Genomic DNA, 15,467 nt, shown 5'->3' with positions numbered 1-15,467 from the left:
TCAGATCTTGGTGCAAGCCTCAGATCTTGGTGCAATCCTTGAGTTGCCGCAGGCGCTGATCGATCGAGCCCAGCAGTTCGATCGCAAACATCGGCGACTCCTGCACAGCAAACAGAAACTTTTCGCGGTTCATCACCAGCAACCGGCAGGGGGTTAAAGCCCGGGCATTGCCGTAGCGGCGGTGATCGCTCGTCACCAGAGCACCGGCACCGAACACATCGCCTGCATTGATCTGCTCATGGCCCTGGTCGCCGTTCCAGCTCAACTGCACCGAGCCCTCCAGCAGGCCAAACATGCAATCGCCCGATTCCCCCGAGGCAAAAATCAGCTCCCCAGGCTCCACAGTGACCACCTCACCGTTGCTGGCCAGGGCGCGCATGGTGTCGAGGGCGTTCACGGTGCGACGGCTACGGACGGAGATGGGGCCAGTGTGCCCCACGCCGGTTAAGGCTGGCTCTAGCCAGCACCAACCAAGGCCGCTCCCAATCCACCCTTGATGTCGTCCGGGGCGAGCCGGCCATCTTTATCGGTGTCGAGAGCATCGAACACCGCATCACTGCCCAGCCACTCCTCGCGGGTGATGCAGCCATCGCCATCGAGATCATTGAGCAGGAAGATCTCGTGCACGGCATGGCTGAACGCGGCACCACCCTCGAGCTCGGCCAGGCGATGGGCCAGCTGGGCCTCCAGGGCTTCGATCGCCTTGCAGAAGCCGCGGATCCCCTCATCCAACTTCTCGGTGGCCATCGGATCGGCCGCCAGCATCTGGCGGAAGTGGGCTTCATCGAGATGGATTTGGGCTTCGGTGGGAGCCGGATCAAAGGCGTTGAGTTTGCGCTCCAGTTCCCCTTCGGTATGGCGCAACTGATCGAGCAGCGCCGGCGAGATGGTGAGCAGATCACAGCCCGCCAGCTCGATGATCTCCTCAATGTTGCGGAAGCTGGCTCCCATCACCTCGGTTTTGTAGCCGTAGGTTTTGAAGTAGTTGAAGATCTGGCTCACGGAGATCACACCGGGATCTTCTGGGCCGGGGTAGACGTCGCGGCCGGTGCTCTTCTTGTACCAATCGAGGATGCGTCCCACGAAGGGGGAGATCAGGGTGACGCCGGCCTCGGCGCAAGCCACCGCCTGGGCAAAACCGAACAACAGGGTCAGGTTGCAGTGGATGCCCTCCTGCTCCAGTTGCTGGGCGGCACGAATGCCCTCCCAGGTGGACGCCACCTTGATCAGCACCCGGTCGTTGCTGATGCCCGCCTGGTTGTACAGGCCGATCAGTTTGCGGGCCTTGGCGATGGTGGCTTCGGTGTCGTAGCTGAGGCGGGCGTCCACTTCTGTGGACACGCGGCCGGGCACGATCTTGAGGATCTCCTTGCCGAAGGTGACGCAGATTTCATCGAGGGCTTCCCGTACCACCGCGCCGGCGCCGGCATCGGCCCCCATCACCTGGCGCGACTCCTGCAGGGAGCGGTCGATCAGGTTTTGGTAGGTGGGAATCTGGGCTGCGGCCAGGATCAGCGACGGGTTGGTGGTGGCGTCGCGGGGGGTGAACTGCTTGATCGCATCAATATCGCCGGTGTCGGACACCACCACGGTCATGGCAGCGAGTTGATCGAGCAGGTTGGCCATGGGCAGGGACGGGTCGAGCTGGCTGGGCATCAGCCCTGGGTGCCATCACGCTAGCCAGTGTGGACGGATGCACCCAGACGGCAGACCGATCCTTGAGGGAACGGCAACACGAGCCGTCAGGCCTTGGGGCGCGAGGGCGGAATCCGCTCCAGCACCAGCAGGGCGTCGATGATCTGGCGGGCGACCGGGGCCGCCACCGTGGAGCCGTAGATGTTGCCGCCCTTCGGTTCATCCACCACCACCAGCACGACGTAGCGCGGGTCGTCGATGGGCAGGTGCCCGACAAAGCTGGTGATCAGAGCCCCCGGGATGTACACACCCCGCTCCGCTTTCTGGGCGGTGCCCGTCTTGCCGCCGATCCGGTAACCGGGAATCTTGATGCCCAAGCCACTGCTGTTCTCCACCACCGACTCCATCCAGCCCATCACCGTGCGGGTGACGGCGGGATCGAGCAACGGCATCCCGCTCCCACCCGGAGCGCTGGCCAGTGCATCTCCTGAGCGCAGACCTCGGGTGATGTGCGGGCTCACCAGCCGGCCCCCATTGGCCAACATGGCGTGCAGCTGCAGCAGCTTCAGCGGCGTCAAGGAGAAGCCCTGGCCAAAGGCAGCCACGGCCGGCTCAATCGCCTGGCTGGTAAAGGCATTGCGGGGCTTGAGTTCCCCGGCCACCGCCCCCGGCAGGTCGGTGTCGGGCCTTTCATCAATCCCGAAGGTGCGCAGCCACTGCCAGAAGCGGTCCCGCTTCACCTGAGCCATCGCCTTCACCATCGCCACGTTGCTCGACACCTGCAGCACGGTGGGGAAATCAATCAGGCCATTGGCCCGCTTGTCGTGGTTGAAGATCGGCCAGCCCCCGATCGTCAGCTGACCGGTGTCGGCCACCCGACCATTGGCCTGGATCGCCTTTTCCTGCAGGGCCAGGGCCAGGTTGATCGGCTTGAAGGTGGAGCCCGGTTCGTAGAGGTCCTGCACCGACCACTCGCGGAACAGACCGGGGTTGAACTTCCAGAAGGCGTTGGGGTCGTAGGTGGGGGTGGAAGCCAGCGCCAGCATTTCGCCGTTGCGCACGTCCATCACCAGGGCCGCACCGCGCTTGGCATTCCATTTCTTGACCTGCTTGACCAGGGCCTGCTGGGCCACCTGCTGCAGCCGGGCATCGAGGGTGAGCTGCAGGCGCAGGTCGTCGCCGTAGAGAGAGCCGGCTGTCAGGCCAGCGGGCAGTGGGGTGCCGTCGGCGCCGCGGCGCATCTGCAGGGCCGTTTCCTGGCGCTTGAGGTCGCCATCGCGGCTTTGCTCCAGGCCGGCCTGGGGCACGCGCTCCAGGTTGAGGAAGCCGACGACGTTGGCAAACAGGGGGCCCTGGGGATAGATGCGGTGGGGGTAGGCCTCGAGATCCAGGCCACTGATTCCCAGCTGCCGCACCCGCTCAGCCGTCTCCGGATCCAGGTCTGTGCGCAGCTTGATGCCACTGCGGCGGCCCGCCATCGTTTGCAGAAGCCCGGCTTTCGGCAGGGCCAACACCGCCGCCACCTTGCTGGCCACCTCATCGACGCTGCGGATCTTCTGGGGGTCGTCGCCCGGGAAATTGAAATAACGGGGATGGGCCCAGAGGGTGAAGCGCTGTTCATCAAGGGCCACCAGGCGCCCATTGCGATCAACGATCGTGCGTCGCTTGCCGATCGGCTTGGTGGTTTGGGTCTGGATGGCGTGGGCGCGGTTCTGGAGGTTGGTCGCATCGACCACCTGCAACCAGGCCAGCCGTACGGCCAGCCCCACCAGGCCCGCGCACAACAGCCCGTAAACCGCCAGCAAACGACCGGTGGGCACCGGCTGGATCGCCACGACCCGCTGGGGAGAACTGCTGCGACTGCGGCTGGGACCGCGGCGACGACTGGACGTCATCGACATGAATCAGTAACCCGAGCGGATCTGACGCAACTGAATGCTGCTCAGCAGGGGCAAACCGACGGAGAGGGAAGCGGACTTAGGGGGCGGGAGGTACACCAGTTTTTCACTGCTGGTCGGCACCAGCCAGCCCGGGCGCTTCACCGCGCCCAGGTGGTGCTGTTCCAGCAGCGCCGACGATTCCTGCAGCTTGTGCTCCAACACCTGGGAGGCCTCCAGTTGCTGGTAGCTCACACCCCAGCGGTTCTGCCAGTGCAGGGTCAGGGCGCTGAGGGCGAGCATGCAGATGCCGAGGCCCGCCAGGGTGCCGTCGGTGGCGCGGTGGAGGTTGCTGATCCAGGGAGCTCGGCGCTCCAACCTGCGGCCCGAGAGGGAGCCCTGAATCAGCTGAAGGGTGCGCCGCTGAGCCCGTCGGCTGGCGTGTTTCCCCGCCATCAGACGACTTTCGGGAGCCTGCCGGGGCGAGAGGGAGGCAACCAAAGGGACGGCCCGAGCACTGCGCGATTGAACCACCCCTGATGCGAACCAGCAAGGGGACTGGAGCCTTCAACCTGCCAGCAAGAGCAAATTGGCAAAAGTGAGGCCATTCCACAGGCTGTGCATCAACACACTCGCCCCCAGCCTGCCGCTCTGGAGCCGTAGCCAGCCCAGGCCCAAGCCGAGCACAAACAGGGGCGGCAATTCGCCGATGCTGAGGTGGGCAACGCTGAACACCAGGGCACTGATCAGCACGGCCCAGAGGCCGCCCCAGCGCTGGGCCAGCACCGGCAGCAGCACGCCGCGGAACAGGGTTTCCTCAAACAGTGGTGCCAGCACCAGGGCCGTGAAGGCAAAACACAGCAGGGCCAGGGGGTTGGCGCTGGTCAGCACCAGCTCGAGCAGGGGATTGCTGCCGCCAGGATCGCCAACCAACCGCTCCTGAAGCCAGCCCGTCAGGGCCACCAGGGGCAGCACCATCAGCACCTGGACCAGAGCACGGCGCAGGGTGCCGCCCAGTGGTCGCCAGTGCCACTGCAGCCAGCCTCCTAGGGGCCGCGGACCGTGGGACCGCAACTGGCCCCAGAGCAGTGCCAGCGGGACCGCCATCAAACCGAGGTACAGGCCCAGCACCAACACCCCCTGCTGCAGGGCGGGCTGGGCGGCCAGCGGCCCGAGTCCGCCCTGCAGCAGGGGAGCCAGCAGCAGCGGCACCAACAACTCACCCACCACCACAAAGCCACCGGCGATCAGCAGCGTTGCCTCCGCCAGGGTCAGGGGTGGCCCCTGCAGGGGCGCCCGGGCCTGGGCCTTGCCGCGCCAGCGCAGCCAGAGCTCGCGCAGCAGCAGGCCGATGCCCAGCAGCAACAACAGCACCGGCACCACCCCCGTGCCCAACAGGCGCAGCACCACCGCCCGCTGGGCCGGCTGATCGCTGCAGGCGTCGACACTCCCGCCCAGGGCCTGGCAGGCCAAGGCACGGGTGAGGGGCGAGGGGTGCCAGCCCGCCCACAGCCCCTCCGCCGGCCCAGGGGCACGGTTCGCAGGCGGGGCGAGCAGGGCCGCCAGTAGGGGCCGCTGCTCTGGAGGCACCTGCTGTTGCAGATCCAGCAGCCGTTGCCGGCCCGCCTGCTGCTGCCCCGTCTGACCCTGCAGCAGAGCCAGTTGCAGCTGCTGCTCGGGGGCAGGGGGCAGGGGGGCGTCGTTGACCTGCTGCAGGAGTTCCTTTTGCAAGGCCTGGAGCGGCTGATCCCCGGCCAGCAGCGGGCGCAAGTTGGCGGGCAGGGCAGGGGCCGCCAGGGCCGTCAGCTCCCGCTGGCGCAGCTCCAGGGCATTGCCCACCGATGGGCGCTGCAGGCTGTCCACCAGGCCATTGAGCCAGAGCAAGCCACTGAGCACCAGGCTGAGCAGGGCCAGGCCAGCAGTCCACCCTGCGCTCGGACGGGGTTGCGGGGGGGGGCTGGCGTTCAAGCGCAGGCCCTCCGGGGCTTACGAGTGGAGCGATTCTGCCCACACCCCCTCCCATACGATGGGCGGAGAGCAGCGTCAAGCCCGTGCCCCTTCGGATTGTGTTGGTGCGCCATGGGCAGAGCAGCTTCAATGTGGAGCACCGCATCCAGGGCCGCGACGATCTCTCCACCCTCACCGACACCGGCCAGTCCCAGGCCCGTGCCACAGGGGCCGCGCTGCGGGATCTGACCTTCACGGCGGCCTACACCTCGCCGCTGCGCCGGGCCGCCGACACCGCCCAGCTGTTGCTGGCCGAGCAGGGTCAGGGCCTGGTGGCGACGTCCGATGCGCTGTTGCTGGAAATTGACCTGGCCCCCTGGAGCGGGCTGTTGCGCCAGGAGCTGCGCGAGCACCACGCCGAGCTAGAGCGGCAGTGGCGTTTGGCACCGGAACGGCTCGAACTGCAGCGGGCCGATGGCCACACCTACCTGCCCCTGCAGGAGCTGATGGCCCAGGCCCAGCAATTCCGAGAGCAGCTGCTGGAGCGCCATGGGGCTGCAATCACCGACGAGCAGGGTCCACCCCAGACGGTGCTGGTGGTGGCCCACAACGCCATCCTGCGCTGCCTGCTGCTGGCGCTGCTGGATCTGCCCCTGTCCGGCTTCCGCCGGCTGCGGGTCGACAACTGCTCCCTATCAGTGCTCAACCTCAGTGGCGGCGGAGTGCAGGTGGAATCCCTCAACGGGCTGGCCCACCTTGGCGACCCCCTGCCCTCCAAGGGGCCAGGGCCGCGCCTGCTGCTGGTGCGCCATGGCGAAACCGACTGGAATCGCGAAGGCCGCTTCCAGGGGCAGATCGACATTCCCCTCAATGCCACCGGGCGCTCCCAGGCCGAAGCAGCTGGTCGTTTCCTAGCGCCGGTCACGATCAACCGGGCCTACACCAGCTGCATGGCCCGCCCCCGTCAGACCGCCGAAGCGATCCTGGCCTCCCACCCTGGCGTGCCCCTGACCAGCAGCACCGGCCTGGTGGAAATCGGCCACGGGCTCTGGGAAGGCCGGCTTGAGCAGGAGATCGCCGAGGGCTGGCCCCAGCTGCTCGCAGACTGGAAGCGGGCGCCCCAGACGGTGCAGATGCCGGAGGGGGAAACCCTGCAGCAGGTCTGGGACCGCTCCTTGGCCACATGGGCCCGCATCGCCGCCAGCCTCAGCGACGACGAAACCGCCTTAGTGGTGGCCCATGACGCCGTCAACAAAACCATTCTCTGCGGCCTGCTGGGCCTGCAGCCCGCCGACATCTGGGCCATCAAGCAGGGCAACGGTGGCGTCACCGTGATCGACTACCCCGAAGGAGCCGGCGGGCGCCCGCTGGTGGCAGCCATGAACCTCACCCCACACCTAGGCGGCGTGTTGGACCGCACCGCCGCCGGTGCGCTCTGAAATTTGACGCGCCCCCTCTGGCTTCAGCAGGTTCAACTGCTCACAGGGCCAGGCCAGCCCCTCCACCGCGCCGATGCCCTGATCGATGCCAGCGGTGCCCTGCTCAGCTGGGGAGAGCCGGCCGGGCAGCAGGCCGAAGCCCTCGGGCTTTCCCCCACGGCTGCCCAGGGGTGGCTGCTGGCGCCGATGCTGGTGGATCCCCACAGCGCGCTGGAGCAGCCCTGGGATGGGCGGGCTGAGAACCTCACCAGCCTGGCTGCCGCCGCAGCGGCGGGGGGCTACGGCACCGTGGCCCTGTTGCCCTGGTCCAGCCCCTGGCGGGACCGGCCCGAGCGCCTCAACCTCAGCTTCAACCTCAACCCGCCCGGACTGGAGCCGCTGGCCCTGGAGCGCTGGGGCAGCTTCAGCCTGGAGGGGGCCGATCAGGAGCTGGCCCCCCACGCCGATCAGATCACTGCAGGGGCCATCGGGCTGGCCTGCCACGACCAGCTGCCCCCCCTGGCCCTGTTGGAGCGGGGGTTGCTGCTCGGCGAGATGGGCCCGCGGCCCGTGCTGGTGGCACCCAGGGATGGGAGCCTCACCGGTGGAGGCTTCGTGCGCGAGGGCGTCGACGCCCTGCGGGCCGGCTGGCCGCCGGATCCGGTGCTGAGCGAAACCCTGCCTCTGCAGAGCCTGCTCACCCTGGCCGCCAGCCGTTCCGAGGCAGCCCTGCGGCTGATGAACCTCTCCACCGCCGCAGGTGTCGCGTTGCTGCGGGCGGCCCAGCACCGCCCCCTGGCCAGCGTCAGCTGGTGGCACCTGCTGGCCGACAGCAGCAACCTGGATCCCACCGCTGAGGGCTGGCGGCTGCACCCCTCCCTGGGCACAGCGGACGATCGCCACGCCCTGATCACCGCCCTGGCCGATGGCGTGCTCACCGCCGTGGCGGTGCATCACCTGCCGCTTGATGCGGAGGAGCAGCTGCTGCCCCTCGACCAGCGGCGGCCTGGGCTGGCCGGCCACGGCGCCCCCCGCGGACTGGTGCTGCCGCTGCTCTGGCAGGAGCTGGTGGGCCGCCGCAGCTGGCCAGTGGAGCAACTCTGGCAGGCCCTGAGCTGGGGCGGGTCCGCGCTGCTGGGGCTGCCGCCCGAACAGCTCCGCGTGGGGTCGCGCCGCTGGTTGCTGTTCGACCCGCAGCAGCAATGGGCCTGGGAACCAAGCCATTCGCTCTCGTACGCAGCCAACCAACCCCTGGGAGGCCGGACCATCCAGGGTGGGGTGCGCGCTACCGGCTTGACGCCGGCTGATCACTGGAGCCTGTCACCCCCAGCGCCCCTGTCTGGTTGAAGGGATAAAAGCGCCAAAAGGCACGGCCAATGATTTCGTCCTGGGGCAGGAAAGGGCCCCCTGGCCAGAAGCGTCCGTCCCAGCTGTTGGCACGGTTGTCACCCAGGGTGAGCACATGGCCTGGTGGGACCACCGCATTGAGGGTGCGGCAGGGCCCCATCCCCTGGCTGTCCACCGGGCAGTCGTTCTGCACGTAGGGCTCGGGCAGCCGCTGGCCATTGATGAACACATGCCCCCTGGGATCCACCATCACCCGCTCGCCCGGCAAAGCCACCACCCGCTTGATGTAGGCATCGCAGGCGGGGCTGGCCACCCCGGGCAGACTGCCGATCAGAGGCAGATTCACCACCAGGCAGCGCAAGGGGTTGCGGCTGGCACCAGCCGAGAGCACCGGGTCGAAATGGTGGGGAGACTGGAACACCACGATCTCGCCGCGGCGGGGAGCGCGCTGGCGGTAGCTGAGCTTTTCCACCAGCAGGCGATCTTGCAGCTGCAACCCTGGCAGCATCGAACCCGACGGGATGTAGCGGGCCTCCACCAGAAACTGGCGAATGCCCAACGCCACGGCCAGGGTGATCACCACACTGCGCCAGAAGGCCCAGGGGCTTTCAGGTGTCTCCGCAAGGGCCTGAGCGGGAGTCTCGGCGGGGGGCTCAGCCGGCGACGGGGAGGGCTGATCCAGGCTTTCGGGAGTGTTCAACGGGCTGTTCAACAGGTGGGGCCTTCAGAAACGGGAGGACGCTGGGGAAGCAGAGCCCAAGCAGGCCCGGCCGCATCATTGTGTTGACGCAAAGGCCCCCGGGCCCTGCGGAGTCAGGGTCCCCTGGCCAGACTCGGCAGGTTAGGCACTCCACCACCCGCCCGGCTCCATGGCGCGCCCCCGCTGGCAAGCTCAAACAGCTGCTTCAAGGGCGGCGTCATCAGGGCGCTGGGCGCGGAGCTGGGATCGCTTTGTGGCGGCGTGGGCCAGCGTCAATCTGCTGTGGGTCGCCTTCGACATCACCTACGTGCCGCTGCGCACTTTCTGGCTGCAGCGCAACCTCTACCCGATCCCCTCGGTGCCGCTGGTGGTGCCGCTCACCGTGATCCCCGATGTCACACCGCTTGTGGATCCGATCAAGGGCATCGAACCCCATCGCGAAACCCAGGCCTACCTCGAGCAGTTTCGCCAATTGGATCTGTCCCTACAGGCTCTACCCGCCGGCCAGGTCCCCCAGGCGAGCCAGGTGACCCTGTTGAACCGTCAGGCCCAGCTCACCGCCCAGCTAATCGACAGCAACCCATTCCTGGCTTCGGAGGCCTCCGGCACCCTCGAAAAGATCAAAAATCGGATACGGCAGCGGGCCGATCGCGACTCCGCCCGCCAAGCAGCCGCCGTGCTGCTGGATCCGGTCTGGATCCAGAGCAAGGGCTGGATCCAGGAGCGCCGCTTCTGGAACGGCCAGATCCTGCCGCTGGTGGCCACCAATTACTGGCGGTCCATCGATGAAAACGGTCGCCCCACCGACCATTTCTGGCGCATCGACCTGCTGCTGTTCCAGAGCGTCTTCGCCCTGGACATCCTGCTGCGACTGATCCGGCTGCGGCGGCGCCTGCCGGGGCTGAGCTGGGGCGATGCCCTGTTGCGGCGCTGGAGTGACCTGCCCCTGCTGCTGCCCTTCTGGCGCTGGTTGCGGGTGGTGCCGGTGCTGGAGCGGCTGCAGACGTCGGGGCTGGTCAATTTCGAGCCGCTACGGGCCGTGGTTAGTCGCGGCGTGGTGGCACTGCTGGCGGTGGAGCTGTTCGAGGTGCTGTCGCTGCAGATCCTCGACGGCACCCAGGGGGTGATCCGCTCGCGGCGCTGGCCCCAACGGCTGCGTGCCCTACGCAGCCACCAGAGCGTGGCCAGCAGCAGCGATGAGCGGGCGCTGGTGGAGCTGGTGCGCATCTGGGCGCCGCTGCTGCTCAGCCGGGTGGCCCCCCGGCTGGCCCCGGAGCTGCAGGGGCTGTTGGGCTACAGCCTGCGCCAAAGCCTTGATCGCACCGTGGTGCCGCCGCCGCTGCGCCAACTGCAACCCCTGCTGCAGGTGGAAACCGGCATCAGTCGTCAGCTGGCCTCAGGCATGGTCGACAGCCTGCTGGAGCTCTCCCGCAACACCGGCAATCGACTCTCTCGCCGCGACGATGTACAGCTGGACCTGCTGCAGCGCTTCATCGATCGCTTCTGGGAGGAACTAGCGGCGGCCCTTGAGAGCGGGCCCGCCCTGGAGCGTTCCCAGGAGCTCCTCTGCGCCCTGATCGATGGCGCCAAGGGCACTTACCTCAGCCAGATCAACCGGGCCGGCATCGAGGCCCTGATCCAAGAGCTGGATCAATTGATCACCGCCCCGGTCAAACCCGAAGACGTGCAGGCACCTAACCCGGAGCCTGGGCCTCTAGAAGCGCCACCCACTCCGGCTGCTTGAAGCCAGTGAGGATGCGGCCGGCGTCGGTCATCAGGAAGGGCCGCTTGATCAACTTGCCATCAGCAGCCAGAGCTGCGAGGGCCGCCTGATCGTCGAGGGCTTGCACCGCAGCAGCTCCAAGGGCGCGGTAACTCTGGCCACTGGTGTTGAACAGGCGCTGGCGCCCCAATTGCGCCAAGGCCTGCTCCAGCTCCACAGGGCTTGGGGGCTGCTCGGTGATGTCGAGGATCTCAGGCTGCAGCTGTCGGGCGGCCAGCCAAGCGATGGCCTTACGGCAGGTGCTGCAACGCGGGTAGCTGTAGAGCTTCAGCGGCCTAGCCCCTGCCAATCAAGGACTTGAGCGCCCCAACCAGGCTGTTGGACCCTTTGCCCACGGCATTGGTGGGCCGGGTGCGCACGGTGACGTCGCCGTTGACGGTGGTGCGACAGCTGAGGCGGAAGTTGGCGGGGCGATCCGCCAGGTACACCTCTTCCACATCGCTGCGGGGGGAAAGGTTTTGGATGCCCTCCACCACCTCCATGACACAGGTGCCGCACTGGCCGAGGCCACCGCAATTGTTGACGTTGTTGAGTCCCTTGTAGGGGTTGATGCCCGCATCAAGAGCGGCCTTGCGCAGGTTGGCCCCCTCGATGCAACCGACCTGCTGGCCTTCCTGTTCAAAACGGATGGTGGGCACGGTCGAGCTGGGGCAAAGTGCGCCGCCCAACTTAAGCCACGCCCGTCCCGATGCCTAGCATCAGAGTCCACGTCTTCAAGCCTTGTCAGCTCCCCTCGGCTACGACCTGATCGTGCAGCAGCTGATCCCGGGATACGCCAGCCTGGCCCGATTGGCGGTGGCCCTGCTGGCGGCTTCACCGCTGGCCAGCCGCACCGGTGCCGGTGTGTTGGTGGCAGGTTGCGGAACGGGGGCTGAGCTGGTGGAAGCCCGGGCCCAGCGCCCCGACTGGCAGCTGACCGCGATTGATCCCTCCGCAGAGATGCTCGCCGCGGCCCACAAGCGCCTGGGGAGTGAGGGCATCCAGTGGCGTCAAACCACGGTGGAGGAGCTGCAGGCGGATGCCTGCTTCGCCGGGGCCCTGTCGGTGCTGGTGTTGCAGTCGTTGCCGGATGACGGCACCAAGCTGGCCTTCCTCACGGCCCTGGCCCGCAGCCTGGAGCCGGGCGGCCAGCTGGTGCTGGTGGATCTGATGGCGCCGGAACGCTCCCCTCTGCAAAACCAGGTGGACGCGGCCTGGTTGGGCTTTCAGCGGGCCAGCGGGCTGGAGGCGGAGCCGCACGACCTGGAGCCCCTCACCCAGGGGCTCCACCCCATCGGTGAGGCCCGGCTCACCGCCCTGGTGAACGCGGCCGGCTTCAGCGACCCGGCCCGGATCTTCCAGGCTCTCGGCTACGAGGGCTTCCTGCTGCAGCGCCGTCCCTGAGGCCAGTGTCAGCTGGCCTTGGCGGCCTCGATACAGCTCTGCAGCAGGGCCGGCACCGCCTCCACATCCAGCCAACCGTTGATGTCGGTGACCCGACCCTCCATGTTTTTGTAAGTGCGGAAAAACTCCGCGACTTCCTCCAGCTGGTTGGGTGCGATCTGACGAATCGAGCGAATTTCCTTGTGACGGAAGCCGGCCTCCGGCACACACAGCAACTTGCCGTCGTGGGCACCGGAATCGACCATGGCGAGGATGCCGATCGGTCGGGCGCGAATCAGGCAGCCCGCAAAGGTGGGCTCCTCCATGATCACCATGGCGTCGAGGGGGGCACCATCCTCGGCGAGGGTATTGGGAACGAAGCCGTAATCAAACGAGTAGCGCACCGACGAGTGCAACACCCGATCGAGAGCCATCACCCCCGCCTGCTCGTTGTATTCGTATTTATTGCGGCTGCCGGCGGGGATTTCCACCGCCAGGTTCACCAGCCCAGGCGCCGGGGAGGCCGGCAGATGGCGCAGATCCATCGAAGCTCGGCGGGATGGGGTTTAACGATCGGCCGGTTACCACCGTGGTCAGTGGCACGACGGCTGTGGCCAAGGCAATCAGGCTGCCCAGGAGCAGCGGTAGGGCTTGGGGGCCCGGACTGAAAGGGTCATCCCCATCGTCGCCCAAGGGCTCTTGACTGGCCAACTGAATCGGCGTGGGGCAGTCGGGCCTGCTGATGGACCTGAGGGTCGACGGGGAATCTCGGGAAACACGATCCATGGGGCTGTGGAGGGTGCAGGCACCTCATCCACCAGTAACGACACAAGAGACTTCAACAATTCTGACACTTTTTCCGCCAGGCGAGTTCCGCCAGGCGGCCGGTCTTGTTCAGGCGGCGGGGCGGGCACCCTGATCGTGCTGATCGCGACGGGCACTGAGGTCGGCTGGGCGACCGTCGAGGTGATCGAGACGGGTGCGGATGACACGCAACTCCTCGAGGATGGCACCGAGCAACTGCTGGGTGGCTGTGGAGGGGGAGTTGAGCACCTCCACCGTGACCTCCTTGATCCGCAGGACGTCCCGGGCGAAGCGAGCCACCTCGTTGGGGTGGAACATCAGCGGATCCTTCTGATCGCTGCGGTATTCCGGATTCAGCTTGCGCGGATTGAACGGAGGGTTGAGATTGCGCGGATCGGTGTTGGTGTAGCGGTAGACCGAGGCGCGGGATCGATTGAGAGCCTTCTGAACCTCATCAATACCGATCAAACCTTCGCTGGCTTCCGACCCCACTTCCACAGATCCGGCTGAAGCGGCTTCCTCCTGCGGTAGTGCCACCTTCTGACCTAATCCCGCTGCACCCAACCCCATTGCATGTGCGGCACCGGGGTGGAGAGACATGAGACGGACCTAGGACAACTGGGATTGGGCGTAGACCTTAGCAGCGGTTGCGAGGCTCCGCTGCAGCGATGGTCACCCTGACGACTGCGTCCCTGGGCTTGGGTCGGTGATAGGTTCCGCGATCCTCTGAAATCTGCGGCCATGCGCGTCTCCCGCCTAATGCTGGTGACGCTTCGCGATGATCCGGCCGAGGCCGAGATCCCTTCCCACAAGCTGTTGCTGCGTGCGGGGTACATCCGCCGGGTGGCCTCTGGGATTTACGCCTACCTGCCGCTGATGTGGCGGGTGCTCCAGAAGGTGTCCCGGGTTGTGCGCCAGGAGATGGATCGGGCCGGTGCCCTCGAAACTCTGCTGCCCCAGCTGCAGCCAGCAGAGCTATGGCAGCGCAGTGGCCGCTGGGCCGGCTACACCGCTGGCGAGGGCATCATGTTTCACCTGGAGGATCGCCAGGGCCGAGAGCTCGGATTGGGACCCACCCATGAAGAGGTGATCACGGCACTGGCCGGCGACCTGCTGCGCTCCTACCGGCAGTTGCCCGTGAATCTCTATCAGATTCAAAGCAAATTCCGCGATGAGATCCGTCCACGTTTCGGGCTAATGCGCGGACGGGAATTCATCATGAAGGATGCCTATTCCTTTCATGCCGATGAAGACTCCCTGCGGCAGACCTACGCGGAGATGGACCAGGCCTACCGCCGCATCTTTGCCCGCTGCGGCCTCCGAGCCGTGGCCGTGGAAGCCGATAGCGGTGCCATCGGCGGATCCGCAAGCCAGGAGTTCATGGTTACCGCCGAGGCAGGCGAGGACTTGATCCTGGCCAGCGGCGACGGCCGCTACGCCGCCAACCAGGAACGGGCCGTGTCGTTGGCACCTGAAGCCGTGGCCCTGCTGGGCGGCGTGCGCGCCGGTGGGCAGGGTGAACCCCTCGCCACCCCTGGGCAGAGCAGCATCGAAGACCTCTGCTCCGCCCATGGCTTCGATCCCACCCAGACGGTGAAGGTGCTGCTGCTGTTGGCCCGCTTCGAAGGCGGCCACCAGCAGCCCCTATTGGTGAGCCTGCGGGGGGATCAACAGCTCAACGAGGTCAAGCTGGCCAATGCGGTGACCGCCCGAGGCTCCGCCGAGCACGGCGCCTTGCTGGACATCAGCCCCCTCAGCGCCGAAGCAGCCGCCAAGGAAGGCCTGGAGCCCATCCCCTTCGGCTTCATGGGACCCCAGCTGAGCGATGGCGCCCTGGCCGCCGCCCGCAGCTGGTCGCCGCGCTTCCTGCGGCTCGCCGACCCCACCGCCACCGCGCTCGAGGCCTTTGTGTGTGGGGCCAACACGATGGACAGCCACCTGGTGGGGGCTGCCTGGGGATCGCTATGCCCCGCTCCCGAGAGCGTGGATCTGCGGGCCGCCCAACCTGGAGATCGCTGCCAGCACGATCCCAGCCAGCAGCTGGAGGCCAGCCGTGGCATTGAAGTGGGCCACATCTTCCAGCTCGGCCGCAAATACTCGGAAGCCCTCGACGCCCGCTTCACCAACGAAGCTGGCGTTGAGGAAGCCCTGTGGATGGGCTGTTACGGCATCGGGGTCTCGCGGCTGGCCCAGGCGGCGGTGGAGCAGCACCACGACGGCAACGGCATCTGCTGGCCCGTATCGATCGCTCCGTTTGAGGTGATCGTGGTGGTGGCGAACGGGGCCGACCCTGAGCAATCCAACCTCGGCGAACATCTCTACAGCCAGCTGCAGCAGGCCGACGTGGACGTGCTGCTGGATGACCGCGGCGAGCGGGCTGGGGTGAAGTTCAAGGATGCCGACCTGATCGGCATCCCCTGGCGGGTGGTGGTAGGCCGCGGCGCCGCAACCGGCCTGGTGGAACTGGTGGAACGCACCAGTGGCGACAAGCGGGAGCTCCCCGCCAGCGAGCTGCTCGCGGCCCTGCTGCCCAGCCTGGAGAGCCAGCGCCAGGGGCTCCTCTGAGGCGGCTTCTAGGATCAAATCACTTGCAT

15 protein-coding genes are annotated in these 15,467 nt (G+C 67.0%); 5 read left to right on the top strand and 10 right to left on the bottom strand.

Translation table 11 applies throughout. From position 1 onward, the window contains the following. Window positions 1–19 precede the first annotated feature (19 nt). From KBY65_RS05545 to KBY65_RS05525, 5 genes are all read right to left on the bottom strand, one after another. Window positions 20–397 (bottom strand): Crp/Fnr family transcriptional regulator, encoded by a 378-nt coding sequence (locus KBY65_RS05545; protein WP_094559904.1) that lies wholly within the window; start codon window positions 395–397, stop codon window positions 20–22. 59 nt (window positions 398–456) lie between these two features. Beyond that, window positions 457–1,626, bottom strand: a complete 1,170-nt coding sequence (locus tag KBY65_RS05540; protein ID WP_255000874.1) for a transaldolase — start codon at window positions 1,624–1,626, stop codon at window positions 457–459. Between the two features lie 116 nt (window positions 1,627–1,742). Beyond that, window positions 1,743–3,530: a peptidoglycan D,D-transpeptidase FtsI family protein gene (locus KBY65_RS05535; RefSeq protein WP_233128523.1), complete on the bottom strand. Its 1,788-nt coding sequence runs from the start codon at window positions 3,528–3,530 to the stop codon at window positions 1,743–1,745. A 9-nt stretch (window positions 3,531–3,539) separates the two neighbouring features. Continuing rightward, entirely contained in the window at window positions 3,540–4,013 is a 474-nt protein-coding gene (locus tag KBY65_RS05530; RefSeq protein ID WP_233128524.1) for a hypothetical protein, read from the bottom strand. Window positions 4,014–4,079: 66 nt separating this feature from the next. Continuing rightward, window positions 4,080–5,480, bottom strand: coding sequence for a CPBP family intramembrane glutamic endopeptidase (locus tag KBY65_RS05525; RefSeq protein WP_255000796.1), 1,401 nt, complete (start codon window positions 5,478–5,480; stop codon window positions 4,080–4,082). A gap of 83 nt (window positions 5,481–5,563) precedes the next feature. Between KBY65_RS05525 and KBY65_RS05520 the strand changes: the two genes are divergently transcribed. After that, window positions 5,564–6,898 (top strand): histidine phosphatase family protein, encoded by a 1,335-nt coding sequence (locus KBY65_RS05520; RefSeq protein WP_255000794.1) that lies wholly within the window; start codon window positions 5,564–5,566, stop codon window positions 6,896–6,898. Window positions 6,899–6,901: 3 nt separating this feature from the next. Further along, a complete protein-coding gene (locus KBY65_RS05515; RefSeq protein ID WP_255000793.1) occupies window positions 6,902–8,224 on the top strand; it encodes a dihydroorotase in 1,323 nt (440 codons plus the stop codon). On the opposite strand, the gene lepB is transcribed toward KBY65_RS05515, so the two are convergent. After that, window positions 8,163–8,924 (bottom strand): signal peptidase I, encoded by a 762-nt coding sequence (lepB, locus tag KBY65_RS05510; RefSeq protein ID WP_261356042.1) that lies wholly within the window; start codon window positions 8,922–8,924, stop codon window positions 8,163–8,165. The two genes, KBY65_RS05515 and lepB, sit on opposite strands and share 62 nt — an antisense overlap. 169 nt (window positions 8,925–9,093) lie before the next feature. On the opposite strand from lepB, the gene KBY65_RS05505 reads away from it, so the two are divergent. Continuing rightward, the gene (locus KBY65_RS05505) at window positions 9,094–10,668 is read left to right on the top strand and encodes a hypothetical protein (RefSeq protein ID WP_255000792.1); all 1,575 of its coding nucleotides are present in this window, start codon (window positions 9,094–9,096) and stop codon (window positions 10,666–10,668) included. Here the strand turns inward: KBY65_RS05505 and KBY65_RS05500 are convergent. Beyond that, window positions 10,619–10,996, bottom strand: a complete 378-nt coding sequence (locus KBY65_RS05500; protein WP_255000791.1) for a Spx/MgsR family RNA polymerase-binding regulatory protein — start codon at window positions 10,994–10,996, stop codon at window positions 10,619–10,621. The two genes, KBY65_RS05505 and KBY65_RS05500, sit on opposite strands and share 50 nt — an antisense overlap. Beyond that, window positions 10,983–11,345, bottom strand: a complete 363-nt coding sequence (locus KBY65_RS05495) for a 2Fe-2S iron-sulfur cluster-binding protein (RefSeq protein ID WP_094559910.1) — start codon at window positions 11,343–11,345, stop codon at window positions 10,983–10,985. Before KBY65_RS05495 ends, KBY65_RS05500 begins: the two co-directional genes overlap by 14 nt. Before the next feature lie 82 nt (window positions 11,346–11,427). Between KBY65_RS05495 and KBY65_RS05490 the strand changes: the two genes are divergently transcribed. Then, window positions 11,428–12,090: a class I SAM-dependent methyltransferase gene (locus tag KBY65_RS05490; protein ID WP_255000790.1), complete on the top strand. Its 663-nt coding sequence runs from the start codon at window positions 11,428–11,430 to the stop codon at window positions 12,088–12,090. Window positions 12,091–12,098: 8 nt separating this feature from the next. Here KBY65_RS05490 and KBY65_RS05485 read toward each other — a convergent pair whose 3' ends face one another. Together KBY65_RS05485 and KBY65_RS05480 are read right to left on the bottom strand one after the other, a co-directional pair. Further along, entirely contained in the window at window positions 12,099–12,614 is a 516-nt protein-coding gene (locus KBY65_RS05485; RefSeq protein ID WP_255000789.1) for an inorganic diphosphatase, read from the bottom strand. Between the two features lie 349 nt (window positions 12,615–12,963). Then, window positions 12,964–13,443: a hypothetical protein gene (locus KBY65_RS05480; RefSeq protein ID WP_409996624.1), complete on the bottom strand. Its 480-nt coding sequence runs from the start codon at window positions 13,441–13,443 to the stop codon at window positions 12,964–12,966. 171 nt (window positions 13,444–13,614) lie between these two features. Here KBY65_RS05480 and KBY65_RS05475 point away from each other — a divergent pair, with 171 nt between their 5' ends. Next, a complete protein-coding gene (locus KBY65_RS05475; protein WP_255000786.1) occupies window positions 13,615–15,438 on the top strand; it encodes a proline--tRNA ligase in 1,824 nt (607 codons plus the stop codon). Window positions 15,439–15,467: the final 29 nt, after the last annotated feature.

The sequence above is a fragment of the Cyanobium sp. Alchichica 3B3-8F6 genome, from assembly GCF_024346435.1.
GTDB lineage: Bacteria > Cyanobacteriota > Cyanobacteriia > PCC-6307 > Cyanobiaceae > Cyanobium_A.
Note: the sequence above shows the minus strand (reverse complement) of the source record. Positions and strands in the feature narration are given on the sequence as shown.